The organism is Muriicola jejuensis (assembly GCF_010671595.1).
Classification (GTDB): domain Bacteria; phylum Bacteroidota; class Bacteroidia; order Flavobacteriales; family Flavobacteriaceae; genus Muriicola; species Muriicola jejuensis.
On record NZ_JAABOP010000002.1, the window covers coordinates 332,853 to 358,652 of the forward strand.

Consider the following 25,800-nt stretch of genomic DNA (forward strand, 5'->3'; position numbering starts at 1 on the left):
GTTGATTAAATGTCAGTCCTTAAGGATCTGCCTCGATTTCTCTGGAGGTTTCACCCAGTCTATCCTGGGAGAAGGGTAATAAGACACATCCATCATATCCAGATAGGGGGTCTGGTGGGCCAGCCTGACCCTGAAATCTTCCCAGTCCCTGTTTTCTTCCTGGCTCCAGCTCAGTTCAGCGTAACCGATGGCCCGGGGGAATGCCAGGTATTCCAGTTCCTGGATATTGCTGATGGTTTCCGACCAGAGAGGGGCCTCCACGCCCAGGATACGGTCCTTGGGAATATTGGGAACATAGGTCTCCGGATTCCAGATATAGGCTGTATCCACCGGGATATAGGCGGCCCAGTGAAGGCCGTGTTTTGAAAGGGTATCGTACTGCATATCCAGATATGCTTTTTTGGCGGGAGAAAGAATGACCTTCATCCCCTTGTTGACCGCCTTGGTTGCATTTTCCGCATCGGCCCAGAACTGGGCGATTGAGGAACTTTCCACATCAGCCTCGGCGATCTCGTCCCAACCTACCATGGTCTTACCATGCTTGCGCACGATCTTTTCCACCCTGTTCACAAAATAGATGTAGTCGTCCTTTTTGGTGGAGTGGCTTTCATCGCCCCCAATGTGGAAATAGGGGCCGGGGGTGAGGGCGGAAATCTCCCGAACTACATCATCGATGAATGCGTACACCGTATCCTTTCGAGTATCAAAGGTGCTGAAACCCACCCTGGTTCCCTCGTACAGTTTCAGGGGTTTACCCGTACCATCCAGGAAAGGATAGGAAACAGAGGCGGCATTGGTGTGACCAGGCATATCCACCTCAGGGATGATGGTCATGAAATGGGAAGTGGCATAGGCCACGATATCCTTGTAGTCGTCCTGGGTAAAGAACCCACCTGATTCGCCCCCGACTTCGGTGCTGCCACCAACTTCAGTCAGTTTGGGCCAGGATTTGATCTCTATGCGCCACCCCTGGTCGTCCGTCAGGTGAAGGTGGAGTACATTGATCTTGTAATAGGCCAGCAGGTCTATGTACTTCTTGACGTCCTCCACGCTGAAAAAATGGCGGGCAACGTCCAGCATGGAACCCCTGAACCCGAAGTTGGGATAGTCTTCGATGGTCCCGGCCGCTACCGGCCAGATAGGATGGGAGGCCAGGGTATCGTTGGAAACATCAGGGATGAGCTGACGGATCGTTTGTACTCCCCTGAAAGCCGCCTCTGCCGTTGGCACTTCCAGGATTAGAGAATCCCTGGAAATAGTTAGCCTGTAGGCCTCCTGGTTGGCCCAGGAAGCATCCTTAAGCTGGCGCAGCAATATTATCGGGTCGTATTCATCCTCTGTTTGGGTGTTGACCCCAGGCCTGATACCGGCCTTTTGATCGATCTTACCGGCCAGGAAAGAAGCCACTTCCGCCAGGCGTTCATCTTCCCCCTGGGTGACGATCCTGGTAAACTGGTCGAGGCGAAAACTGCCGTTGGATGTTACCATTTTTGTTGGTTTGGGGATGAGGTGTTCCTCACTGAGGTCCAGAGAAGGCATAGCGATCTCCTCCCGCGTGTCATTACATGAAGTGATCCCAATGACCATGGCGGTCATCAAACCGTGCTGTAAAAACGCTTTCATTGATTTCATAAATGTCCTTTTAAATAATTGCTGAGCACTTCATACCAAAGTGCGTATCCTTTTTCATTCATATGCAAACCGTCTTCTATGAACAGGCTTTGGTCTACCTGGTCGCCCCTGAGCATCACATCCCATACGTTGGCGAATTGCACGCGGTCCGATTTGCCTGCATACCGTTCCAGTTTGCGGTTGAACCTGCGAAATTTCCTCCTGAGGTTCCAACGATCCGGACTCGGTTTCGCGGCGATGAGGACCACTTCGGTATCCGGGAATTGCCCCCAGATCCTTTGCAGGATCTCACGGGTAGTTTTAAGTACCTTGCCGGGACTTTTCCGGCGACTGAGATCATTGTCCCCTTCATAGATAAAGACTTTTTCGGGCCGGAAAGCGAGGACCAGGGGTTCCACGTACCTCAGAAGGTCTGCACTTTCAGATCCCCCGAACCCGGTGTTGACGATGTGGTAGGAGGGGAAGGAATCTTCCAGCCCTTTCCATAGACGAATACTAGAACTTCCTGTAAATACCACCACCCTCTGACTGCCTTCTTGTATATCCCTGTATTTTTCGCTAATCCTGGCTACCTCGTCAGAGTAATCTTCCTTTTCCTGCCCCCATACGGCGACCAGGCATGCACAATGTATAAATATAAAAGCAAATTTCCTGAGGTCTTTCACGTCCGGGACTTTGGTTTACTTTCCTGTCGGGGTAATGAGATCTTCGGCTACACCCCAATCGTAAAAACGCTCTATCCAGGTGTCGGACGGCAGGCCCTGGGATTTCATCCCAAATCCATGCCCTCCTTGGGAATACATGTGAAGGGCAACGCTCTGTCGGGCATCGTTCCATGAATTGTAAAGTGCCACACTGCCCTTGGCCAATCCCAGGGGATCATCCGTAGCGCAGATCACAAGCATGGGTGGTTCGCTTCCGGTAATTTCCTGTACGGGCATGGCATCGGTCCAGGCGTATACAGGTACCAGAAAGTTGGGTTGGGATTCCTCGGAAGCGTTGTAAGCGACCCCCATGGTCACCGCTCCCCCTGCGGAGAAGCCCATAAAGCCTATCCGGTCTTCTTTCAGGCCCATCCCGGCTGCGTGTTCCCGAACGTATTTGATTGCGGCCAGACCGTCTGCTACCGAATAGGGGATCACAGTGGAGATCAGTCTCTTGAATTCATCCAGGTGGTTGCTACTGGTCTCGTTTAGATCACGGACCCCGTCCTCACCCGTAGGTACCAGGCGGTATTTCAGCACAAAGGCTGTCACCCCTTTTTCCACAAGCCACCGGGCTACCATATTGCCCTCGCTTTCGATACTCAAGGCATACAACCCACCTCCGGGTGCGATGATCACGGAAGTACCGTTCGCCTTATCCGGATCGGGCCTGAAGACTTCCATGGTAGGACGGGATACATTACATACCACTTCTGTGTTCCAGATATCAGAGAAGAAGGCCTTTTCGCCTCCTTCCCAACTCACCCCTTCCGGTTTCTCATAAGGCAGGGGGATTATTTCCTGGGCATTCATGACCATTCCGGCCATCAAAATGAAGAGGACAAATTTTGTGAATTTCATAATCTGCAGGGTACTAAGTTCAAAGTCGAGCTCCTAAAATAACAAATATTCTGCTGCCTCAGCAGACACTCCTGATTCTAATCTGAAATTATATACTACATTTATCCCGCCGGCAATTATCCGATCCTATGAAAAGTATCAGACGATCTTGTTGCTTTCTGATTATATTTTTTTGCCTTTACGCGGCAGGACAGGTTACAAACATGACCTTCGAGGGAGAAAGACCGGAAATGAAGGCCGTAAAGCTTTCCGATCTCCCTGATATAGACGGAGAGGTTCTCAATGACCCTGTCTGGCAGAGTATGCCTTTTTATGGAAATTTGATCCAGACGCAACCCCGCTTTGGATTTCCGGCGAGCGAAAGGACGGATATCCGTATCGCTTATTCTGATGACACCTTTTACCTTTCTGTGGTCTGTTATGATTCCAGGCCCTCCGAACTGGTGATCTCCGATGCTAGGAGGGACGCCGACCTCGACAATACCGATGCTTTTCTCTTTATTCTCGATACGTACAAGGATGGACAGAACGGCTTTATTTTCGGAACTAATTCCCAGGGAGTCGAATACGACGCTCAGGTAGATAATGAAGGACAGGGGAATTTCAATGCCAACAGACAACAAGGAGGGACCATAGGGGGGTTCAACCTGAACTGGGATGCGAGTTGGGTGGTCAGGACTCAAGTGGGTGATTACGGCTGGAGTGCTGAGTTTGCCATACCCCTCAGGACCATTCGCTTCCAGTCCGGGAAGGACTGGGGTATCAATTTCCGGCGTAACATAAGAAAGACCAATGAAATTGTGTACTGGGCCCCCATTCCCCTGGGGTTCACCTTCAACAGGCTATCCCTGGCGGGGACCCTGACAGATCTCGACCTACGAAGTCCCGGGAACCTGAAGTTAATCCCCTATGTACTCGGGAGGCTGGAAAAGGATTATGAGCAGGCCGATCCAAAGCTAGAGTTCACCCCGGATGCGGGTGGGGATATCAAGTATAGCATTACTCCAAGCCTTACGCTCGATTTCACTTACAATACCGACTTTGCCCAGGTGGAAGTGGACGATCAGCAAGTGAATCTCGATCGTTTTAATCTGTTCTTTCCGGAAAAGCGGGCATTTTTCCTGGAGAATGCAGGATTGTTCACCGTGGGTAGTCCTGGTGAGGTCGATCTTTTCTTCAGCCGCAGAATAGGAATAGGGACGGAAGGGAATATTGTTCCCATCATCGGTGGAGCAAGGCTATCCGGGAAACTTAACCGGACCAATATCGGACTCTTGTCTATGTTCACGGACGACGTGGCAGATGCAGGTATCGAAAAGAATAATTTTAGTGTTGCAAGGGTAAACCATGAATTCAAGGGCCGTTCCGCCCTGGGCGCAGTCTTTGTCAACAGGGCCGGGCTCGACAATAGTGACGATTTCAATCGAACCGCCGCCATTGACGGAAAACTGGGTTTGGGGAATAAAGCAAGGCTCTCGGGATTCTATGCCCGTACTTACGACCCCAATGATACTACGCAGGCACATGCCTACAAGTTGCAGGCCGATTATCTATGGAACAACCTGGAGATGCGGCTGGCCTATACGGAAGTAGGCCAGGGCTTTAACCCTGAAGTGGGATTCCTGCTCAGATCGGCTTTCAGAAAACCCGAGGCATTGATCCTCTATCGATACCGGCCCAAAAGGGAAAATTCCCGCATCCTGGAACTCAGGCCCCACATCTCCTACCGGGGCTACTGGAATTTCGAGGGATTTCAGGAGACGGGTTTCCTGCACCTCGACAATCACTGGGAGTTTAAAAGCGGCCTCGAATTCCACACCGGGATGAACCTGACCACCGAGGGGGTGGTGAATGATTTTGAGATCTCAGACGGGGTCATTGTTCCGGCAGGCACCTATGACCATACAGAGGCGCAATTAATCTTTTTTACCAACCGGAGCAAACCGCTTTCCATCAATGTGCGCTCTGTCATGGGCGGATCCTTCGGTGGATCCAGATATTTGAACAGCGGCACACTCACATACAGGCAGGGCGATAATTTCAACATTGCCCTTTCTTATCAAAACAACCGCTTCGATCTGCCGGGGGGGAGTTTTACGGCCAACATTCTCAGGACGCAATTGTCTTATGCCTTTACGCCGAGTATTTATCTTCAGGGCCTTATACAGAATAATACGGTGGACGAATTGTGGGCTGTGAACCTCAGGTTCAGCTGGCTTCAACGTGCAAATACCGGACTCTTCGTGGTCTATAATTACAATCTGAGGCAGGGGGATCCGCTCAACAATAGTTTTATCATTAAGTACACGAGGATGTTCGACCTGGTGAATTAAGCCTGACTGACCTATTCCTGCAACTCGGGATATACCACCTCTTCGCTGATCTCCGGTACGTTACCGGGGTATTCCTTTCCCCTGATTTTGTGGACCGTACGGGCCTGTAATGCCTCTTCGGGATAGGGGTGTATAAGTTCCTGAATGGCTTTTACATCCAGTTCCTCTTCAATCTCAGCCAGCCATTTCTGGGCCCATTCCTCATCGAGGATCAGGGGCATGCGCGGCCCCTCCAATTTAGGGTTGTTGTGTATCCTGGCCATCATGGAATTACCCTCTGTGGTTACGATGCTGAACGTGTTCACGTAGTCTCCGGTCTCCGGATCGAGCCAGGGGTTCCAGAGCCCCGCAAATATCAGAGGTCGACCGTCTTTCATGGAAATGAAATACGGATAGGTTTTGCCTCTGAAATGATGGTGTTCATAAAATCCATCTACGAAGATCAGGCACCGATGGTAGCGGGCGGCCGTCCTGAAGGCCGGTTTTTCGAAGATCGTTTCCCCTCTGGCATTCAAGGTGTTGTTCCATATCTTTTTTTGTTGGGCATGATCCCTCACCCAATGGGGCACCAGGCCCCAGGTAGCCACCCTGGGCATGACAGGATCATCCTCCGTATAGATCAACAATCGGGGGTGCTGGAAGCCCGAGGCGTGATAAATCGGCAGATCGGTAAGGGGTGCCAGTTTCTCCTCGATCTCACGGATAGCGATCTCGTCCCCGTATTGTCGGGCGCGTTTTAGCTGTGCTTCCAGGCTTGCTTTAATGTCGTAACACATGGGCTGTGATTAATGCGTTCTTTGAATAAGGCCAGGGTGTTTGCCTCATTTTTCCCCATATCCGGGTCCTTTGATGAACCGGCCCGGGAAGGCACCCGTGTGATCCCCGTCCCTCAATACAGGGACACCGTTCACAAGGACATGAATCACCCCTGTGGCATACTGGTGTGGTTCCTTAAATGTGGCGTGATCCGCGATCTTTTCCGGATCAAAGAGGACCACATCGGCATAGTAGCCTTCCCTTAAGGCACCCCTCCTGTCGAGCTTTAAATTCGTTGCCGGCAACAGGGTAAGGCGGTGGATCGCCTCCTCCAGGGGGATGACCTTTTCTTCCCGCACGTAATGGCCGAGCAGTCGGGCAAAAGAGCCATAAGCTCTGGGGTGGGTGCTTTGTTCCAGAAAGACCCCCTCGTTGGTGTAGGATCCCGCATCCGAACAAATCGCCATATAGGGGAGGGCCAGTTTCTTTTTGATATTGTCCTCCGACATGGAAAAATAGACCACCTGTATGCGGCTGTCATCTTCAAAGATGAGGTCGGCCACCGTCTCATTGGCCGGTTTCCCCCTTTCGTCGGCTACTTCGGCCAGGGTCTTTCCGATGAGATGTCTCAGGTCCTTGTTCCTGAAGCCCACCAGCAGGATGTTTTCGGGAGGCACGTGGAAATCGACCTCTTCGATCATTTTTTTCCTGAGTGCCGGTTGCAGCATCATTTCCACGGTCCGGTCGTGACCCCCTTCTTTGGCCCAAGCCGGAAGGAGAACATTGAGACCGGTTGAACTGGCATTGTACATGTACATATCAGTGGTAATGGCCAGACCCCTTTTCCTGGCGTCCTCCACCTTCTGAATGGCGCTGTCCAGCAGGTGCCAGCTAGCCGTACCCGAGGCTTTGAAATGGTAGATCTCCGCCGGGAGTTTGGCTTCCTCAGATATTCGTATCAGTTCATCCACCGCTTCCAGTAATTTGCCTTCCTCGTCCCTGATATGGGAGATGTACATCCCATTGTAATTGGAGACGATTTTAGCGAGGGCAATGATCTCATCGGTACGGGCATGACCACTGGGCACATAGATAAGGGAGGTGGAAAGTCCTACTGCTCCTTCTTCCATGGCCTGCTGCACCAGGGTTTCCATACGGGTAAGTTCTTCCGCCGTTGGCACCCGGTTCTCATAGCCCATGACGTATTCACGGACCGTCCCGTTGCCCACAAAGGATGCAATGTTGGGGGAGATGCCCTTTTTCTCCATAAAATTCATGTATTCGCCCAGGGTCCTCCAGCTTACGTCATACTGTATGCTTCCCTGCCCCTCTTTCATGTCGGCTGCCATTTGATCGTTAAGCGGCCCCATGGAGTGACCCTCTCCAAGAACCTCCAGGGTAACCCCCTGCCTGATATCGCTCTGGGAACGTCCGTCCTCGATCAGGGATACATTGGCCCAGCTCAGCATATTGATAAACCCAGGGGCCACGGCGAGGCCGCTCGCATCGATCTCTTCCTTTCCAACGGCGTCAGCCAGGTCGCCAATTGCTGCGATCGTGTCTGCGTTGATGCCTATATCAGCCTCTCTGCCTTCAGACCCCGACCCGTCGAATACTAGGCCGTTGCGGATGAGAATGCCGTATGATTCCGGTTTGGAACAACTGAACGACACTATTAGGAATGTGAACAGGATGAACTTGGAAGTGAGATTCATAGTGCGAAGATTTAAGAAGGACCTGCCCGGGTACGATCCGGGTACTCCTCTAAAAATACTCCAAAAATTGAGCACTCCCAAAACTTTCATCTTTGTACTTTTGCGCAAAATACCGCCCATGAATTCCCGAAAAGTACAACTACAGGCGCTGGACCGACTTCTGACCATTATGGACGAGCTCAGGGCCCAGTGCCCCTGGGACCGGAAGCAGACGATGCAGAGCCTGCGCCATCTCACTATTGAAGAGACCTATGAATTGGGGGATGCCATCCTGGAAGGGGACCTGCAGGAGGTGAAGAAGGAATTAGGAGACCTCTTGCTTCACATTTTCTTTTACGCCAAGATAGGTTCAGAGACGGGGGATTTTGACATTGCGGACGTTTGCAGTGCCATCAGTGAGAAATTGATTCACCGCCACCCCCATATCTACGGGGATGTGGAGGTAGCCGATGAAGAGGAGGTGAAGAAGAACTGGGAGAACATCAAGCTCTCGGAAGGGAAGAAAAGCGTACTGGAAGGTGTGCCCGCCAGTTTGCCGGCTCTGGTAAAAGCCAACCGCATTCAGGATAAGGTGGCCGGGGTTGGATTCGACTGGGAGGAGCCCCATCAGGTGTTTGAAAAACTTCAGGAAGAGCTGGCAGAATTGCAGGATGAGATCGGCAAGGGGGAAGAGACCCGCATAGAGGAAGAGTTTGGGGATGTGCTTTTTTCCATGGTCAACTATGCCCGCTTTCTGAAAGTGAACCCGGAGAATGCCCTGGAACGTACCAATAAGAAATTTATCAAACGATTCGCCTACCTGGAGGAAAAAGCAAGGGAGGCGGGAAAATCCCTGAAGGAAATGACCCTGGCCGAAATGGATGTCCACTGGAACAACGCCAAAACCCTGTAATCAAAACGAATACTCTTGTTCAACCGATACACCCGGGAATTCAGATATAATATAAGGCTCTCCATACCGGTGATCCTGGGGTTGCTAGGGCATACCTTTGTAGCCTTCGCGGATAACATCATGGTAGGTCAGCTGGGTACGGCAGAACTCGCGGCTGTGTCCCTGGGTAACAGTTTTGTCTTTATCGCCATGTCCCTGGGGATCGGGTTCTCTACGGCAATCACCCCCCTCGTAGCCGAGGCAAATGGGGCAGGGGTAAAGTCGGATTCAAAAAGGGCCCTGAAACACGGCCTGGTACTTTGCACATTATTGGGGATATCGCTTTTTGGCCTCATCCTGCTGGTCAAGCCTCTGATGTACATGATGGACCAGCCCCCGGAAGTGGTGGTGCTCGCCATCCCTTATCTCGACCTGGTTGCCTTTTCCCTGGTCCCTCTGGTGATGTTCCAGGCCTTTAAGCAGTTCTCGGAAGGTCTTTCCCAGACCAAATATCCCATGTACGCCACCATCCTGGCCAATGTGGTCAATATCCTACTGAATTACCTGTTGATCTTCGGTACATTCGGTTTTCCCAAACTGGGGATCGTTGGGGCCGCCCTCGGGACCCTTATCTCCAGATTCGTGATGCTGGCCTTCCTGTGGATCCTGCTGAATAAGAAGAAGAAATTCCATTATTACGTCACCGGCTTTAATTTCAGGGAGTTGGAAAAAAAGGTGATGCGAAAGATCATCAACCTGGGTTTTCCCTCTGCCCTGCAAATGTTCTTTGAGGTAGCCATTTTCACAGCCGCTATCTGGCTGAGTGGGGTCCTTGGAAAGAACCCCCAGGCGGCGAACCAGATCGCCCTCAACCTGTCGAGCATGACCTTCATGTTTGGGATGGGCCTAGGGGTTGCTGCCATGATCCGCGTCGGTAATCAGAAGGGATTGAAGAACTGGGGTGAACTCAGGCGCATCGCCCAGTCTATCTTCTTCCTCACCCTCCTCCTGGAGATAGGTTTTGCCACCTTGTTCCTTCTATGCAGGCACTGGTTCCCCACCATTTACCTGGATGTGGACGACCTGGCTAACCAGGCAGACAACCTGGAGGTGATCTCCCTGGCGGCCCGTCTGTTGCTGGTGGCCGCTTTCTTCCAGATATCGGACGGGTTGCAGGTGGTCATCCTCGGTGCCCTCAGGGGCTTACAGGACGTGAAGATCCCCACAGGGATCACTTTCATATCATACTGGCTGATCGCCTTTCCCATCAGCTATGTCCTTGGCCTGCACACCCAACTCGGGAGTACAGGTATATGGATCGGACTCCTTTCGGGCTTAACGGCATCGGCGATTATGTTGTATCTTCGATTCAACAATCTCACAAAAAAATTGGCCCTGGAAAAGGCAGATTCAGCATAGCTCAACAAAAAACAACCTATGGAAATACCCAAGTTCTTGTTTGGAGACAATACCGATTATCCTTCGGCAATTTTTATTATCCACACGGAATACCCCCGATTTATCATCAACCTGGAAAACGACGAAGTAACCTGGCTGGAGGAATTTTCGAGGGAGGATGAAAAGGAATTGGAGGCAGAGGCCCGGGATCTCTTCGAAGCAGCCAATGCTTTTTACGACCGCGAGATAAGTAGGTACGAAGATTAGGATGCTCGAAGAACTCCTCCATATTGATCGGGAAGCCTTTCTTTTCCTGAACAACCTGGGCTCCCAGGCCTGGGACGGATTCTGGTTGTTTACAACCGGCAAGTGGAGTTCCCTTCCCCTGTATCTCCTTCTGCTGATCCTGTCCGCAAGGTTGCTGGGGTGGAAGAGGACCTTGTTGTTGCTGGCTACCGTGGCCCTTTTGATCGCGGTATGCGATCAGCTTTCCAATTTTTTTAAAGTGGGGGTCGGCCGACTCAGACCCTGTTACGATCCGGATCTCGATGGGCTCTTCCGACTGGTAAAAGCCTCCTGTGGGGGTAAATATGGGTACTTCTCTGCTCACGCGGCGAATACCTTTGCCGTTGCGGTCTTTTTCTCTCATCTCCTCAGGACAGGATTCAGGTGGATGCCCTGGTTGCTCGTCTTCTGGGCCGGACTGGTCTCCTATAGCAGGATCTATATCGGTGTTCATTTTCCCCTGGATGTGGTCAGCGGGGCTCTGGTGGGTACCTTTATGGGGTGGCTTTTCTTCCGCTTGTATATCTTTGCTTTAGACAGGACCCGACTATGATCACACCTGCCCGTTACTGGAGTTTGCTGATCCTGACACTGCTCGTCTATTTGGCCGGTTTGTTCGTGACCCTTTTCGAGAACGACTCGGCTCAATTTGCGGTCATGGCGATGAGAATGGTACAGGAAAATGACTTCCTAAGCCTTTTTAAGGGACCGGAAGAATATCTGGACAAACCGCATATGCATTACTGGCTGGCGGCCCTGGCCTTTAAACTGTTCGGGATACACGACTGGGCATACCGTATCCCTGCCCTCCTCGCCACCTTGCTGGGTGCATGGAGTACTTTCGGACTCGGTAAATTGCTGTACAACAAACAGGTGGGGAGGCTGGCTTGCCTGATCTTCCTGACTGCCCAGACCATTGTACTTTCCAACATCGATGTGAGAACGGATGCGGTCCTGACCGGTTTTACGGTGTTCTCTATCTGGCAATTCGCAAAATATATAAGGGATTCTGACTTGTTCTCCCTGATGCTCGGGGCTTTTGGGGCCGGTATCGCCTTCTCCACCAAGGGTCAGATCGCCCTTTTGGTCATAGGTATTCCCATCCTTTGCCACCTGGCCTATACAAGAAAATGGCAGGTCTTGCTGAATTGGAAAGTAGCCGCTGCCCTCTTCGTCTTCCTGCTGACCATCAGTCCCATGCTCTATGCCTATTACCAGCAATTCGACCTACATCCCGAAAAGGTGATCAGAGGAAGATCCGGAAGGAGCGGGATCCTATTTATTTTCTGGGAACAGAGTTTTGAGCGCCTGAGCGGGGAAGGAGTGGGTCGGAACAGCAGCGATTACTTTTTCTTTTTCCACACCTTCCTCTGGGTTTTCCTGCCCTGGACCCTCATTGGTATCTTTGCTTACTGGGACGCACTTCGCAGGCTGTTTAAGACCCATTTCCGCAAGAACCCCAAACTCGAATTACTCACCACGGGAGGCATTGGGATCATTTTTATCATCATCAGTTTTGCGCAATTCAAACTGCCGCACTATCTCAATATCCTTATCCCCCTTTTTTCCGTGCTTTCAGCCGCCTATTTATTCACCCTGAAAAGGAGACAGAAGGCCCTTGTATTGAATCGCGTTCTGGCCGGGCAATATTTTATTCTCAGCCTGGTCTTTATAGCTACTGCCCTCATCTGCTTTTACGTCTTTGAATGGAAAAGCTGGTTATCCTACCTGCCCCTTGGCCTGGGATATGCCGTGATCACCTATTTTATTGTAAAGAAAGAAGCGCCCTATGTCCGAATCGTCACCATCTCGGTCCTGGCCTCAGTCTTGCTGAACTCCGTGCTGAACCTCCATTTCTATCCGGAGTTGCTCAGGTACCAGGGGGGGTCTGCGATGGCCCGGATCGTAAGCCGGGAAGAAATCCCTGCAGACAGGATTGTCAAGATCTCGGAAAGGCATACATGGGCACTGGATTTTTACAATCGGCATCCCGTTCGTATAACTCCTTTGGATCAGCTGGGAGATCTTAAAGATACCTGGGTCTATGCGTCCGGCGAGGAAATGACCCTTTTGCTGCAAAAAGGTTTCACCTGGGACCGGGAATACGAGGTCGATCAGTTCCGCATCACCCGCCTTCAGGCAAAATTCCTGAATCCTGCCACCCGCCCTTTGATCCTCAACAGGATGTACCTGCTGCATATCCCCTGATTATTGACTTATCCCGGGAACCGGTTTCCGGAAATGGTACCAGAACCCCGAGAGGGAGATCAGGGCTGTGATCAGGAAAAAGATCATACTGATCGCCACGGATCGATCCTCTTCCAGCCCGAACCACAGAGCCCCGTACAGGAATACCAGTTCCCTGCTGCCGATTCCGCCAATGGTCAGTGGAATGACAGAAACTATGGAGGAGAGCAGGAAAATAAACAGGTATTCATAGGTGTCGAGAGAGATATGAAGAGACCAAAGGATGAGCAGAACGCAGGCGAGCTGCGCGAGTTGCACCAATCCCGATAGGATATGGGTCTGCCAGAAAATGGGCAGCACATAGGAGAAAAATCTGCGATATAGCAGGTAAAACACCAAAAAACCCAGGGGCACACAGGCGAGCATCACCCATCTGAACGGGGATAATTGGGGGGCTTCCAGGGTAGATCCCAGGATACAGGCGAAGACGAAGAGCAGGAGGAGTCCGCTTAGCCTATCCAGCAACAAAACGGCCACGACCCTTTTTGTAGGGATCTCAAAGTGTTGTTTGAGGTAATAGCCCTTGTAGGCGTCACCTCCGATCCCACCTGGGAGGAATAGATTGTAGAACATCCCCAGGAGATAGAGCCGGAGGTTGGTCTTAGACTGCAACGGGATGCCTATCCTGTGAAAATAAAGGTTAAGGCGAAAGGCCGCGATGAGCTTTGAAAGGACAAAAAGGAGAAGGGCCCCCAGCAGGTACCCGGGCCGGGCAGTTTTTACCGCGCTGAAGACTTCCCTGAATGGGATCTTTGTGAAAATAAAATAGATCAGGGCGGCGCTAACCGCCATTTTAAGGAGGGTAATTCCTTTCTTACGCAGGTTTGCCTCCAATGCTGACGTTTTTGATACGGTAGGGACGTTTGCTTTGGGATTCGTAATAGGTGCGAATCAGGAGTTCCATGACGATTCCGATGGTAAATAACTGTATCCCGGCGAGGATAAACATCATTCCGAAGATCAGCAAAGGCCTGCTTCCGATATCCTCCCCAAAGCCCAGTTTCACGATAAGCAGGTACATATTGATCAGCAATCCGAGCAAAATGAGAAAGACACCCAGGATCCCGAACAAGTGGATAGGGCGCTGGAAATATTTTCGAATGAACAGCAGCAGCATCATATCTGCGACCACCTTAAAGACGCGCTCCAGTCCGTATTTGGAAACCCCACCATGCCTGGCATGGTGCTTTACCGGCACTTGTTTGATCCTAGCGCCTTCCAGAAAGGCGAGAAGAGTGATAAAGCGATGCATCTCCCCGTAGAGGTTGAGGTCCTTGGCGATGTCCTTTGTGAAGACTTTCAGGGCACATCCGTTGTCCTTTATATCGAGTTTGGTCACCCTGCGCACCAGGAAATTCGCGATCTTGGAAGGGATCTTTTTCACTATGGAATCCTTCCTTTTCTGCCGGATGCCTGTAACCACATCGTATTCCCCGCTAAGGGCATGATCCAGCATCTGAGGGATGTCACTGGGATCGTTCTGCAGGTCGCCGTCCATGGTGATAATATACTCCCCCTGGGCGTAATCCAATCCGGCCGCGAGGGCAAGGCTTTGACCGTAATTCTTTTTCAGGGCGAGAAGGTGGACCCTGGAGTCCTGCAGGTCCCGGATGACCTTGCACGTCCGGTCCGTGGAATAATCATCCACATAAACGATCTGGTATTGGTATCCCTTCAGGCTTTCGCGTATCTTTTCTGTGAGCAGGGCTACATTGGCCTCTTCATTGTAAAGAGGGACCACGATGGATAGGAGTGCTTCTGTTTTGGGTCTCATGAGAGGCTTCTTGACAGCAAATTTAGGGTATTTATTTAACACCTTTTGAATATGTGTCCAGCAACTCCTCAGCAGCCCTAAAGGGGGAGATCTTTCCTTCTTCCACAGCCTCTTCCAGCGTTTCCATGGCTTTTTTTACGGCCTTGTGCTCATAGAAATGCCGCTTTAAAAGAGTTTCTGCCGTTTGGTGGAACCAATATTTGTTCTGGTCCTTCCTCTTGTGTGTAAAATATCCGGAAGCTTTATTTTCATTGGCGTACTCTTCGATCATTTCCCAGATTTCAGGGATCCCGGTGCCCTCCAGAGAAGAGCAGGTAAGTACTTTGGGTACCCAGTTGTTCTCCTTGGGCGGATAGAGGTGCAGAGCCTTTTCGAATTCGCTCCTGGCCCTTTCTGCACGTTTGAGGTTTTCTCCCTCGGCCTTGTTGATGACGATGGCATCTGCCATTTCCACAATGCCCCTTTTGATCCCCTGTAATTCATCGCCGGCCCCGGTGAGTTTGAGGAGGAGGAAAAAATCGACCATGCTGTGCACTGCTGTTTCACTCTGGCCTACGCCCACGGTCTCCACCAGGATCACGTCGAACCCCGCCGCTTCACACAGGATGATGCTCTCCCTCGTCTTACGGGCGACACCGCCCAGGGAGGTGCCTGAAGGGGATGGTCTAATAAAGGCTTTGGGGTCATTGACCAGCTGCTGCATACGGGTTTTGTCGCCCAGAATACTGCCTTTGCTGACCGTGCTGCTGGGGTCCACGGCCAGAACGGCCACCTTCTTGCCCATGGCCGTGATCATGGTTCCGAACCTTTCGATAAAGGTACTTTTACCAACTCCCGGCACCCCTGTGATCCCGATCCTTAAGGTTTCACGGTTTACTGCAAGGCACTGTTCGATGATCCCGTACGCTTTTTCCAGATGTTCGGGATGGGTGCTTTCTACCAGGGTGATGGCCCTGGCCAGCAGAGACTGGTTTCCAAGGCGGATGCCCTTAACCAGTTCCTCCACCGTCGGGGCATTGAGCCTTCTGGATTTGAGGTCAGAAGCACTTTTGTTTCCTATGTTATCCGGGACACTCAAGACTTTTGGAAGATCGGAAACTGTACCTTGGTTCTGTCCCACATCAGGGAAAGGAAAAGTCCGTAATCATCTGGAAAACTTATGGTAAAATTTTCATGGCTGGCAGACATCTCGATCACGGATGCCTGTATCTGCAGTACATCCGTCTCAGGGTTCCTGGTAGCTTCTGTGCCCCCGCTGCTCAGGGTGGCCCCCCAGTCCGGGATCTCGCTGTTGAAGATGATCGTCCATTGCTTTTCACCTGGAATGGTCCAAAGGGAGTATGAACCTGCCGGCAGGGGTTTGCCCTTGATCATCAGATCTGTTTTGGTCTCAAAACGGGTAGGTTCATTGGCCCCCGTCCTCCATACCTTGTCATAGGGTACGAGTTCTCCGAAAATGACCCGCCCTTTTTTGGATGGGCTGCTGTAGTTCACCAGGAGGTCATAGCCATCCTTTTGATAAACTACGGTAGTCTCCGGGCTGATTTTCTTGGTTTGCTTTTTCATGTACGGCATGCCAACGAAGTAAAAAAGCAGGGCGAGGACCACCAGGATTCCGATGATCCATTTGAGTATTTTCATGGTATGAGTCGATTTAAATTTACGAGATCTAAGGTAGTAAATCGAACCTAAAAAAAGATTCATTCCTGTAGGTTTCTCCTGGCCGCAGGAGGCAGGAAGGAAAGGAGGCATGATTGGGGGCGTCCGGATACTTCTGGGTTTCAAAACAGATAGCCGGCAGGTCCGGGGGGGTGAAGACCACCAATGCAGGTTGGTTTGATTCTACCGTCAGCCTTATTCCGGAAACCGGAGACCAGGCAATGGCCTTGGGGTCTTTCCCGGGATCAACGGCATAGGGGGTGTCTAACCGGGTAGTACCCAAAGAACGCGGACGCTGAAAATCGTATTCCGTACCCTGTACCGGTAGAAGTTTTCCGGTGGGGACCAGATCTTCCCGGGTCTCCAGCCTCTCCTCAGAGAATACCTGCAGTTGGAGGTGGTCGGGCGTCGATTCTCCGTCGAGCCGGAAGTAGGAATGGTTGGTAAGGTTAACTATCGTAGGGCGGTCTGTGGTGGCCTCGTGGAGGATCCTCAGGGTCTTGCCCAGGAGTTGATAGGTGACCAGCACTTTTACCTCCCCCGGATAGCCCTCCTCCAGGTGGGGGCTGATATATTCATAGGTGACATAAGGGTTGGACCCCTGATTGATTTCCTTCAGGCGAAAGGTCCTTCGACCCAGGCCTGTTTTACCTCCGTGAAGGTGTACTCCGTTCTCAGAGTGAATGGGATAGGTTGTATCCTCTATGGACAAGTGTGATCCGGAGATCCGGCCGGCGAACCGACCTACACAGGCACCTAAAGACCTGTGATCTGCCAGGTAAGCCTCCGGATCCTTAAAACCGACCACGCAATTCACGGGATCCCCATGGCGGTCCGTTACCAGCAATTCCTGGTTAATAGCCCCGTAGTCGAGCGTAGTGAGTTGGAGGAAATCGTTCTTAAGGGTCTGTACTTTCAATGGAGGCCTAAAAGATTTCTTTAAAAATAGAATATTTTGCAACACCTCTTTTTTAATATCGTCTTTTAGATAACAACTCGACCAACGTTGGACACAAATTTGGAGATAGCCCGGGATCTGGTGGAACGCTGTAAGGCGAACGACCGTCAAGCACAGTTAGACCTGTACAGGCAGTATTGTGAAGGGATGTTCTGTGTGGCCATGCGTTTTGTCAGGGAGAGGGACGATGCCGAAGACCTGGTGCAGGAAGCATTTATAAAGGCTTTCAGGAAGATAGGGCAGTTCAGGGGAGAGGTGACCTTCGGGGCCTGGCTGAAGCGGATCGTGGTCAACAAATGCCTCGATTTCCTGAAGGCAAGAAGGGAAAGGATCATTTCCATAGAGGAGCACAATCTCCAGATCGCGGAGGAACCCGACTGGACGGTGGAACAAGAGGTTTCCGTTGAAGGGGTGTTGGGGGCGATAGAAAGGTTACCCGAAAAATACAGGGAGGTATTACAACTCTACCTTCTGGAGGGATATGACCATCAGGAGATCGCCGATATCCTGGGCCTTACCGCGGTGGCCAGCCGTACTCGGCTCATGAGGGGAAAAGACTATTTGCGCACGTATTTAAACGAAAACAAACATGAAACAGGATCTTAGGACACTTTTTGAAGCGGAACGCAACAAAAAGCACAAGATGAGAGAAGGACACGAGATTCGCTTTGAACAGAAACTGGATGAGGCATTCCCGCAACGGCGCAGCTCATTCTACTACCTCATGGGAATGGCCGCTTCGGTGGTGATCCTTATGGGGCTGGGCTTCGTTTTCTTTCAGCAAATGCAGACCGAGGTTCCTGTGAAGACCACAGTGATAGACCAACAACCCGTGGCTCAGGAACCCAAAGGTATTTCCCTCGGAGACCTTTCGCCCGACCTTAGGAAGGTGGAGACCTACTACGTGAACTCCATCAACCTCGAACTCTCGCGCCTCGACCTTTCCGAAGACAACAAGGAAGTGGTGGACGATTTTATGGACAGGCTGGCAGAACTCAATGCGGAATACCAGAGCCTGAACAGGGAACTGAACGAGATCGGACCTAATGAGCAGACCATAGAAGCCCTCATCAGGAACCTGCAAATGAGGTTGCAACTCCTTTTGAAACTCAAGGATAAATTGAATCATCTAAAATCATCAAACAATGAAACAGTTACGAACAACACCGTTTAAACTAATGACCCTGGCCGTGGCCCTGGCCTGCACGGGGGTCTTTGCCCAGAAACAGAGCAGGACCTACAAAGAGGAATTCAAGGTAGGACCCGATGCGGTCATCGACATTAATACCAGCTACGCAGATATTCAGTTCGAGACCTGGGATAAAAACGAGGTCGTGGTGGAGGGCACCATAGAATTGGAAGGAGCTTCCGAAGAAGAGGCCAAGGCCTATTTTGAAAACTCGGGTATCAGTATCCTGGGGAACAGCAAGACCATCGAGATAAAAACTTCCGGGAATAGCGGTTGGGCTAAGATGGCCGGTTTGTGGCCTTCTACAGACAGGATGGAAATCCACAATATTCGTATCCCGGATGTGGAGGCCATCATCCATTCCATAGACATCCCTGAGATGCCGCCCATGCCTGAGATGCCTCCCATGCCCCCCATTCCAGATTTTGAATTCGATTATAAAGCTTTCCAGAAGGACGGGGAGAAATATATGAAGAAGTGGAAAAAGGAATTCAACAAGAGCTTTGACAAGGAATACCAGGACAAAATGGAAGCCTGGGGCCGGGAATTCGCGGCCAGGGCAGAAGCCCGTAAGGACCTGATGGAGGAAAGGCGAGAGGCTATGGAAGAACAGCGTGCAGAAATGCGGGAACAAAGGGATCAATTGCGGGAACAGGCTCATCTGGCCAGGGAACAAGCCATGCTTGATCGGCAACAGGCCTTGCAGGAGGCCCGTGAGGTCAGGGAAAAGCTCCGATTTGAACTGCGGAATTCCGATGAACCCAATGTGTTTTTCCGTTCCGAGGATGGGGAATCCAAATCGTATAAGGTAAAAAAGACCATCAGGATCAAAATGCCCAAGTCGGCTACCCTGAAAATGAACGTCCGCCACGGGGAAGTGAAGCTGGCGGCCAACACCAGGAATATCCATGCAACCTTGTCTTACGCAAGGTTGCATGCTTCCACTATAGAAGGGGATAAAACCCAGATCAATGCTTCTTATACCCCGGTGATTGTGGGGCAATGGAAGTACGGGAATCTCAATACCAGTTTTACGGACGTTGTGGAACTAGACGCTGTAACTGAAATGAACCTGAAGGCCACTTCCTCGCAGGTGAAGATCAACAAGGTGATCAGGAACCTGATCAGCAGGAATGATCTGGGGGCTATCTACATAGGGTCAGTAGATCCTAATTTCAGTAAGGTGGACATAGAGGTGAGGAATGGGGAACTGGAATGCCGGTTGCCCAATACACCTTTTTCCGTCTCCGTCAGAAATACCCAATCCGAATTCAACTACCCGGCCTCATGGTCGCTTAAAAGCACTAAAGAAGGAAGCCAGATGGTCTTTTCGGGTAATTCCGGGAAAGGAAACGCCGACCGCGTCTTTAAACTCAATACGGCCTACAGCTCCGTGGTCTTGCAATAACGATTACTCTTCCAGCACCAGGGTCCCAAAGATATCCGCGTTGATCCATCCCTGGTTTTTGTCCTCTCCGGGCACAAATACCGATCCTATAAAATTCTCCCGTTCCGCACTGCCGTCGTTATCACAGTAGGCCAGGGCGAAGCCGACCTTCTTGTCCTTCTTCAAGGGCACAGGGACATTGATCCCCCCGTCCTGATAATCATCCCTGAATAGGCGGATGGCCAGTTCCCAGGTGCTCAGAGTGCCATCCACGCGACGGGCCGACCGAATGTGGTCATTGTAAAGGCGTGGTTCACGATCCGGGGCGAGGTCCACCACATTCCCATCCAGAGCAATATGGTAGGCGAAAGCATTGTGGCTGAACTGGTGTAATCCACCCGAATTGTCCTCATCGATAAATACTTCCACGCAGTCATCATCCCACCAAAGTTTAAGGGGGTCCTTCCTGGCATCGTAAAGGATATCGTCCGTGATCTCCACAAGCAGATAGAGGTAGTCCTCGTCCCAGGTGAGTTTGTATCGACCATTGAAATCCTCATAGGAATAAGCCTCCCCCAGCCAATTCTGGTCGAGCGGATGCCAGGTGGCCATGTTCCAGCAGTTTTCAGTGACCAGGCCGTCAAGCGTCGGGGCGGTTGTGGTCTTTTTGACCACCAGGACCTGGTGGTCCTCTTTTTCATGGGATGTGCCGCAACTGAGGCAACAAGCCACGGCAAGGAGCATCATAGCGTATTTCATCTCTTAGGGTTTAAAGTTCTCCGCGCCAATTGCCAGCCGCGAGGGATAAGGGCAATGAGACACAGATTTGGGGTCTGTACAGTCGATTAAAGATACGATTTAATCAGAATTCTCCTGCGTTTTCCGGAAAATCTCGATGTATGTAATTCACAACCCAGCACCGGAAATAAAAAAACCGATCTGCCAGGATCGGTTATGTCTTGCTGACCCGGGTTTTAGTGGCTTTCCGGTTTCAGGAATTTCGGAAAGTTTTCCTTAAAGCGATTCAGGCGGGGGATTGAGACGTTCCTGATATAGGAATCATTAGGGTGCCTGCGTTCGTAGTCCTGGTGGTATTCCTCGGCCTTCCAGAAGGTGGTAAAAGGCTTGATCTCGGTTACGATGGGCCTTCCGTAGACACCTTTTTCATCCAGGGCCTTCTGGTATGCCTCTATGATCTTGCGTTCCTCTTCGTTCTTGTAAAAGGCGATGGAGCGATACTGGGCCCCGCGATCCGGCCCCTGCCGGTTGAGGGTAGTGGGATCATGGGATCCGTAGAAGACCTGTACCAGTTCAAAAAAACTCACCTTTTCGGGATCGTAATAGACCTCTACGGCTTCGGCATGGGTCGTACGCCCGTAGCTCACCTGCTCGTAGGTAGGGTTTTCCTCCGTGCCTCCGGCGTATCCGGAAACAGCTTCTTTCACTCCTTTGACACTTTCAAAGATAGCTTCTACACACCAGAAACACCCGCTGGCAAAATAAGCGGTCTCGTACTGCTGGAGTTCGGCTTCAGAGATTTTTTGATCCTGTAAAATGGGCTCTCCCGGATTCTGGGAAGTATCCTTGGCCTTGGTCTGACAACTCAGGAAAACAAGGGCGATAAAGGTAAAAAAGGTGGTCCTGAATAATTTCATAGCAATATTTATGAATTTTGTACGGGAAAGGTATTAAACCTTACATTAAACAGGGTTAAGAGGGTGTTAATTATACGTGGTTTAAGCCTATCTTTCGCCTAGAATTTACCATTCTGAATATGCTACACCATTTCCTGGGCAACATACCAACCGGACCTGTGCTGGATGAGGCAATATCCTGGAAAGATTATACTCTCCTGGATCTCAGTACTACAAACAGGGAACTGGATGGGCTCGATCTGGGGGATCCAGAGGAGTGTCAGGGATATATCGATTCGGTCCTCAGCAGGAATTCAGCCAGGGTGGCCTTTGGCGGCTATCTGGAATGCCGCAATCTTTACAGGGGGCATTCCGGTTTTAATCCCACCGAGGAATCCAGAGATGTACACCTGGGTGTCGATTTCTGGACGAAGGCCGGTACCCGCGTCCTGGCACCCTTGGACGGGGAGGTCCACAGTTTCAGAAACAATGCGATTCCGGGGGATTACGGCCCGACCATCATCCTGGCCCACCGTATAGGGGAGTCGACCTTTTATTCGCTCTATGGCCATCTTTCGTTGGAATCCCTGGAAGGGCTCCGCATCGGCAAGCGGGTAAGGAAGGGGGAGGTTATTGGGGCACTGGGTACTCCCGATATCAATGTGAACTATGCCCCCCACCTGCATCTCCAGTTGATCTGTGACCTTCAGGGTCAGAAAGGGGATTATCCCGGGGTTTGCAAGGCGTCTGAGGTGGACTATTATAAACGGAATTGTCCGGATCCCGGACTTTTGTTCCCGATGCTGCCGGGTTAAGGTCTGAAGGCAGGGGTTTATAAATACCCGGTAAAGAACCAAAAACCTGAAGTTATTGCTCCAGATCCTCCCGGATAATTTCTGTGATCTCGTCGATTTCCCGGATCAAGTCGTCTGTGCGCTCCCGGGAATTTTTCACGAGCAAGGCGTGTTCGTACAGGATTGCTTCCAGTTCGAGCAAACTGCGCAGGGCGACCTCCTCTTTCCCAAAATGAGCCAGGATCTTGGGTTGGTTCCCGATTCTCGTGGGCATATCCGCCCCGCCGTATATTTTCTGGGTGGCCATGCTGGCGTTGGCAATGATGATGCTTTCGGATTTTACGTAGTCCATCAGCCCCGAGACTTTATACCTGAAATCCAGGATACGGTTACGGATATCCAATGGGATCAGCTTGATATCACCCGTATTCCGGAGGGTGTTTACTGTATTGGTGTTGGTCTCGAAGTTCCAGCCCAGACCGGCTTCTTCCGAAAAAACTCCTCCCAGGGCCGTCGCTGCTTCCCAGAGTGGCAGGTCTGGTTTCTTAAAGAGCTCCTTATAGGCCTGCAACCTGACAAAAAAGGTGTCGATACCCTGATTTGCCCTGATTAGCCGGTTCCTGTCCTTTTCCAGATCCTGCAGGATCTGTACGTAATAGGTCCTCTTCAGGACCTCGTTTTCCCGCTCCGTATTCCAGTCATTTATTTGTAGGGCAATGAGGATACCGATGACCACCAGGACGATCTCTCCTGTGGCATAGATCAGGTACTTACTGATTTTGTTTTCAGTCAGTAATTGTTGTCTTATTTTCCTGAAGAACTTAATCATGATTAGTCCTTTCTGGTTTTTTGCAGCCGATTTATATTATCTAAGATAGTAAATAAGAACGGACGTTTCCGCCCCATGGAACTGACCATTTTGACTGTCAGAATTGAGGTCCTTGGCGGAAATTTCCACCAGATCACCTAAAAAAAGGAGCGTATGGCTTTCAAGCATTTACGCAGGGAATGCTATTTTCAGTTCCCTGGGTTTCAGTTTTTGTCTTTCTTTTCAAAGACCAGATCGGCCTCCGTGATGGTCATCTCCGGGGTGAGCTGTTCGATATCCTTTTCCTTTTCCAGCATTTTATCGTAGTTCTCCATGCCACGGCCGATCACTTCCGCCATGTCTTGCTGGATCTTGGCCAGTTCCTCCTCGGAGAATTCGATGGGTTCCCTCTTGGTGACCAGTCGCTGAATGGGTTTCATTTTGTGCTCGCTGATATCTACAGGCACCAGTTTCACGCTGGCTTTTAGTCCTCCCATTCGAGGCTGCACATCGATGAGGTATGTTTTGCCGGGTTCCAGTTCAGCCTGTACAAAGGATTTGTTCTCAGATCGTGCCCAGAAGAGGTGTTCCCCGGGTTCGCATTCATAGATGAAATACCCCATGCCATTGAATTTTCCTATGGCTTTATCCCCGTCGAAGTAAGTGAAGTTGATCAAGGCGCCCAGGGAATTGGCTCTTGTAAAGTACACTATGCTTTTTTCGGGAGATGCCTGTGAGAACAGTAAGGTAGTTTGGATGAAAAAAGCAAATAGGAGACTAATTTTTTTCATGTTATCTGTGACTTAGAATTGAAGATAAGAATTTATGGTTGTTGGAATTTAGGAATCAATCCAGTGGGATTGAGAGACCAAAGGCTGCAGCTCCTGCGAACTGTCTTTCAGTTGGGTGGAAATAATAAGTAAAGGCAATATCCACCTTGTTTTGACGCCCGAGGGCAAGACCAATGGAGAATGGTATGTGGTGTATGAGTCCACTGTTCTCTGCGTCTGTAAAAGGTGTTAACGTCCTGAATGACCCCAGGGAAGCTCCCAGGCCAAGCTCCAGATAAGGGGCCACCCAGGGGATGGGGATGGTGACCCTACCTTTCCCGCCGATCAGGAATGCCTGCGTATCTGAACGGCCGAAATTCTCTCTGAAATCCGCATCGCTGGTCTTTACGAGGATAAGGCCAGCATAAGGGCGCAGGCTGACCCATTTGTTGAAAGTAAGTACGTATTCTCCCTGAATATAAAATCCGGTGCCTACCACATCCACATCGTCATAGGGTGCACTGAGGCCTAATCCAACCAGGATATCGAGGGATCTTTCTTTAATTCCCTGAGCTTGCAGGGAATGGATTGCCAGAAACACGAACAGTGTTATCAGGCTTCGTTTAAGGAGGGTTCTCAATAGATGATTTGCAGTGCATTAAAATTTAAAATCAAATGTAATCAAAGGGAAACTACGCTTATGAAAATGTAATACAAAATTTCATCAAACAATTATTGAAATAGATACATTGTTTTGGAAGCGCTTATTCCGGAGGTCAACGTGTTCTTCGGAAAAAGCATAAGACGATATGCAGAATGAACAGGATCAGAGAGGACAGGACTAGACTATAGGTAATTCCCCAGAATAGCTTCATAGCGGTTTGACCGCCCTGGAAAGAAGGCTCCTGTCCAAAGTTGAAGTTCATATTCCCGGCCAGGCCATAGCTTATGGGAAGCCACAACAAGGCCAGAAAGATGGTGACCTTTAGGCAGGTGGAAAGCACATTATACAAAGTACCTTCCGGTGTTCTGAATTTGACACTGCCCCAGTAGAAAGACATGGGCAGGGCGATCAGTCCGGCCCAGGTGATAAAACTGCCCAGGGGAATGGTATCGTTCTTCCCCAGGGGATATTCCAGGGCGGGGGAGGCTGAGAATAGCAGGTAAAGACATAGTAAAAAGACGCCAAAGGAAAGAAAGAAATAAGTTTTACGCATAAGAGTATTTCAATATGGTTTGCTTGAATCTCCGCTGCAGAGTTCGTGTAACTGGGTAAACAGCGGATCCATTTCTTTAAGGATGTTGTCGAAATGCTGTTTTTCCCGTTCACTCATGATCACGAAAAATACCAGATCGTTCTGGAATTGTTTGAAATAGGGATCTTCTTTATTCAGGTGCCAATCCGAATCTGGAAGAAAAGACAGGATTTCAGGGCCCAGGGAACGCTGTACGTAGTCTCCGTACTGGTATCCCAAGATAAGTTCATTCTCATACGAGAACGCCTTGTCCAAGGTTTGAGTGCGGTTTATCTCAAGCTGGTAAAGATATTTGTCGAGCTCGGCGTAGTAACGTAAAAGACGGTCCTTGAAGACATCCAGGGTAAGCAGGTTCAAGTTTCCTGAAGAGATGATCTCTGAGATGGTGGCTTTGGAAGGCACAAAAACGTTAGTGCGTAAGGACTGGATGTAGTTGTCAATAAGGAAGGCCTTGTCTTTCTGCATCCCTTCCAGGTCGATGAGCAATTGCTTACTGGTTGCGATCTTGTATTCAGATTCTGCATACAGGGTCTGGATGTTCGTTCGGTCCAGTTCAAAATCAGCCAGCAATTTGCAGTAATAGGCGCCCTCGGTCTTTCTGTCCTTTCGTCCCTCGTTCCAATTATTGATCGAAAGGGCGATGAGGATACCAATTACAACCAACACAATTTCTCCTAAGGCATAACCCAGGTAGTCTGATATTTTTTTTTCCTGAAACAGACGTTGACGGAGTTGTCTGAAAAGAGGGATCATAGAAGGGGATGGAATT

27 protein-coding genes are annotated in these 25,800 nt (G+C 50.5%); 10 read left to right on the forward strand and 17 right to left on the reverse strand.

From position 1 onward, the window contains the following. Window positions 1-12: 12 nt before the first annotated feature. From GWK09_RS09545 to GWK09_RS09555, 3 genes are read right to left on the reverse strand one after another with little or no spacing between them, the layout of a single operon-like run. Window positions 13-1,632, reverse strand: a complete 1,620-nt coding sequence (locus GWK09_RS09545) for a family 20 glycosylhydrolase (RefSeq protein ID WP_239530890.1) — start codon at window positions 1,630-1,632, stop codon at window positions 13-15. After that, the gene (locus tag GWK09_RS09550; protein ID WP_163693085.1) at window positions 1,629-2,297 is read right to left on the reverse strand and encodes a GDSL-type esterase/lipase family protein; all 669 of its coding nucleotides are present in this window, start codon (window positions 2,295-2,297) and stop codon (window positions 1,629-1,631) included. Before GWK09_RS09550 ends, GWK09_RS09545 begins: the two co-directional genes overlap by 4 nt. Window positions 2,298-2,312: 15 nt before the next feature. Beyond that, window positions 2,313-3,197, reverse strand: coding sequence for an alpha/beta hydrolase (locus tag GWK09_RS09555; RefSeq protein ID WP_239530891.1), 885 nt, complete (start codon window positions 3,195-3,197; stop codon window positions 2,313-2,315). A 203-nt stretch (window positions 3,198-3,400) separates the two neighbouring features. On the opposite strand from GWK09_RS09555, the gene GWK09_RS09560 reads away from it, so the two are divergent. Further along, window positions 3,401-5,530 carry a DUF5916 domain-containing protein gene (locus GWK09_RS09560; RefSeq protein ID WP_239530892.1) on the forward strand — a complete coding sequence of 710 codons (2,130 nt, stop codon included), beginning with the start codon at window positions 3,401-3,403 and terminating at the stop codon, window positions 5,528-5,530. Window positions 5,531-5,541: 11 nt separating this feature from the next. Here GWK09_RS09560 and GWK09_RS09565 read toward each other — a convergent pair whose 3' ends face one another. Beyond that, complete coding sequence (locus GWK09_RS09565; RefSeq protein ID WP_163693086.1) at window positions 5,542-6,306, reverse strand: SOS response-associated peptidase; 765 nt, start codon at window positions 6,304-6,306, stop codon at window positions 5,542-5,544. A gap of 45 nt (window positions 6,307-6,351) precedes the next feature. Then, window positions 6,352-8,001: an N-acyl-D-amino-acid deacylase family protein gene (locus GWK09_RS09570; protein ID WP_163693087.1), complete on the reverse strand. Its 1,650-nt coding sequence runs from the start codon at window positions 7,999-8,001 to the stop codon at window positions 6,352-6,354. Between the two features lie 118 nt (window positions 8,002-8,119). Between GWK09_RS09570 and mazG the strand changes: the two genes are divergently transcribed. The 5 genes from mazG to GWK09_RS09595 are packed head-to-tail and all read left to right on the forward strand — an operon-like array spanning window position 8,120 to window position 12,763. Beyond that, on the forward strand, window positions 8,120-8,893 hold the full coding sequence (gene mazG, locus GWK09_RS09575; protein WP_163693088.1) for a nucleoside triphosphate pyrophosphohydrolase: 774 nt from the start codon (window positions 8,120-8,122) through the stop codon (window positions 8,891-8,893). A 15-nt stretch (window positions 8,894-8,908) separates the two neighbouring features. After that, window positions 8,909-10,291: an MATE family efflux transporter gene (locus tag GWK09_RS09580; protein ID WP_163693089.1), complete on the forward strand. Its 1,383-nt coding sequence runs from the start codon at window positions 8,909-8,911 to the stop codon at window positions 10,289-10,291. An 18-nt stretch (window positions 10,292-10,309) separates the two neighbouring features. Next, window positions 10,310-10,537: a hypothetical protein gene (locus GWK09_RS09585; protein ID WP_163693090.1), complete on the forward strand. Its 228-nt coding sequence runs from the start codon at window positions 10,310-10,312 to the stop codon at window positions 10,535-10,537. 1 nt (window position 10,538) lies between these two features. Beyond that, a complete protein-coding gene (locus GWK09_RS09590; RefSeq protein ID WP_163693093.1) occupies window positions 10,539-11,108 on the forward strand; it encodes a phosphatase PAP2 family protein in 570 nt (189 codons plus the stop codon). Further along, on the forward strand, window positions 11,105-12,763 hold the full coding sequence (locus GWK09_RS09595) for an ArnT family glycosyltransferase (protein WP_163693095.1): 1,659 nt from the start codon (window positions 11,105-11,107) through the stop codon (window positions 12,761-12,763). The genes GWK09_RS09590 and GWK09_RS09595 overlap by 4 nt, the downstream gene beginning before the upstream one ends. Here GWK09_RS09595 and GWK09_RS09600 read toward each other — a convergent pair whose 3' ends face one another. Genes GWK09_RS09600 through GWK09_RS09620 form a run of 5 tightly spaced genes read right to left on the reverse strand, consistent with a single transcriptional unit; the run spans window position 12,764 to window position 17,154 of the window. Then, window positions 12,764-13,636, reverse strand: coding sequence for a lysylphosphatidylglycerol synthase transmembrane domain-containing protein (locus tag GWK09_RS09600; RefSeq protein ID WP_239530893.1), 873 nt, complete (start codon window positions 13,634-13,636; stop codon window positions 12,764-12,766). Then, window positions 13,617-14,576: a glycosyltransferase family 2 protein gene (locus GWK09_RS09605; protein ID WP_163693097.1), complete on the reverse strand. Its 960-nt coding sequence runs from the start codon at window positions 14,574-14,576 to the stop codon at window positions 13,617-13,619. Before GWK09_RS09605 ends, GWK09_RS09600 begins: the two co-directional genes overlap by 20 nt. 31 nt (window positions 14,577-14,607) lie before the next feature. Next, the gene (gene meaB, locus GWK09_RS09610) at window positions 14,608-15,654 is read right to left on the reverse strand and encodes a methylmalonyl Co-A mutase-associated GTPase MeaB (RefSeq protein WP_163693099.1); all 1,047 of its coding nucleotides are present in this window, start codon (window positions 15,652-15,654) and stop codon (window positions 14,608-14,610) included. Continuing rightward, window positions 15,651-16,217, reverse strand: coding sequence for a DUF2911 domain-containing protein (locus GWK09_RS09615; RefSeq protein WP_163693101.1), 567 nt, complete (start codon window positions 16,215-16,217; stop codon window positions 15,651-15,653). The genes meaB and GWK09_RS09615 overlap by 4 nt, the downstream gene beginning before the upstream one ends. A 28-nt stretch (window positions 16,218-16,245) precedes the next feature. Further along, window positions 16,246-17,154 (reverse strand): aldose epimerase family protein, encoded by a 909-nt coding sequence (locus GWK09_RS09620; protein WP_163693103.1) that lies wholly within the window; start codon window positions 17,152-17,154, stop codon window positions 16,246-16,248. Window positions 17,155-17,241: 87 nt separating this feature from the next. Between GWK09_RS09620 and GWK09_RS09625 the strand changes: the two genes are divergently transcribed. From GWK09_RS09625 to GWK09_RS09635, 3 genes are read left to right on the forward strand one after another with little or no spacing between them, the layout of a single operon-like run. Continuing rightward, window positions 17,242-17,799 carry an RNA polymerase sigma factor gene (locus GWK09_RS09625; protein ID WP_239530894.1) on the forward strand — a complete coding sequence of 186 codons (558 nt, stop codon included), beginning with the start codon at window positions 17,242-17,244 and terminating at the stop codon, window positions 17,797-17,799. Beyond that, the gene (locus GWK09_RS09630) at window positions 17,783-18,367 is read left to right on the forward strand and encodes a hypothetical protein (protein WP_163693105.1); all 585 of its coding nucleotides are present in this window, start codon (window positions 17,783-17,785) and stop codon (window positions 18,365-18,367) included. The genes GWK09_RS09625 and GWK09_RS09630 overlap by 17 nt, the downstream gene beginning before the upstream one ends. Beyond that, window positions 18,339-19,790: a hypothetical protein gene (locus GWK09_RS09635; RefSeq protein ID WP_163693107.1), complete on the forward strand. Its 1,452-nt coding sequence runs from the start codon at window positions 18,339-18,341 to the stop codon at window positions 19,788-19,790. Before GWK09_RS09630 ends, GWK09_RS09635 begins: the two co-directional genes overlap by 29 nt. Window positions 19,791-19,793: 3 nt before the next feature. On the opposite strand, the gene GWK09_RS09640 is transcribed toward GWK09_RS09635, so the two are convergent. Together GWK09_RS09640 and msrA are read right to left on the reverse strand one after the other, a co-directional pair. Continuing rightward, window positions 19,794-20,528: a sugar-binding protein gene (locus GWK09_RS09640; RefSeq protein ID WP_163693109.1), complete on the reverse strand. Its 735-nt coding sequence runs from the start codon at window positions 20,526-20,528 to the stop codon at window positions 19,794-19,796. Window positions 20,529-20,743: 215 nt separating this feature from the next. Further along, the gene (gene msrA / locus GWK09_RS09645) at window positions 20,744-21,424 is read right to left on the reverse strand and encodes a peptide-methionine (S)-S-oxide reductase MsrA (RefSeq protein ID WP_163693111.1); all 681 of its coding nucleotides are present in this window, start codon (window positions 21,422-21,424) and stop codon (window positions 20,744-20,746) included. Between the two features lie 119 nt (window positions 21,425-21,543). Between msrA and GWK09_RS09650 the strand changes: the two genes are divergently transcribed. Further along, window positions 21,544-22,218 (forward strand): peptidoglycan DD-metalloendopeptidase family protein, encoded by a 675-nt coding sequence (locus tag GWK09_RS09650; protein ID WP_163693112.1) that lies wholly within the window; start codon window positions 21,544-21,546, stop codon window positions 22,216-22,218. A 52-nt stretch (window positions 22,219-22,270) separates the two neighbouring features. Here the strand turns inward: GWK09_RS09650 and GWK09_RS09655 are convergent, their stop codons facing one another. The 5 genes from GWK09_RS09655 to GWK09_RS09675 form a co-directional block, all read right to left on the reverse strand. Then, the gene (locus tag GWK09_RS09655) at window positions 22,271-23,026 is read right to left on the reverse strand and encodes a DUF6090 family protein (RefSeq protein WP_163693114.1); all 756 of its coding nucleotides are present in this window, start codon (window positions 23,024-23,026) and stop codon (window positions 22,271-22,273) included. Between the two features lie 203 nt (window positions 23,027-23,229). Beyond that, complete coding sequence (locus tag GWK09_RS09660; protein ID WP_163693116.1) at window positions 23,230-23,796, reverse strand: hypothetical protein; 567 nt, start codon at window positions 23,794-23,796, stop codon at window positions 23,230-23,232. 55 nt (window positions 23,797-23,851) lie between these two features. Then, entirely contained in the window at window positions 23,852-24,415 is a 564-nt protein-coding gene (locus tag GWK09_RS09665; RefSeq protein ID WP_163693118.1) for a hypothetical protein, read from the reverse strand. 136 nt (window positions 24,416-24,551) lie between these two features. Then, entirely contained in the window at window positions 24,552-24,992 is a 441-nt protein-coding gene (locus GWK09_RS09670; protein WP_163693120.1) for a hypothetical protein, read from the reverse strand. Window positions 24,993-25,001: 9 nt separating this feature from the next. Further along, window positions 25,002-25,784, reverse strand: coding sequence for a DUF6090 family protein (locus tag GWK09_RS09675; RefSeq protein WP_163693122.1), 783 nt, complete (start codon window positions 25,782-25,784; stop codon window positions 25,002-25,004). Window positions 25,785-25,800: the final 16 nt, after the last annotated feature.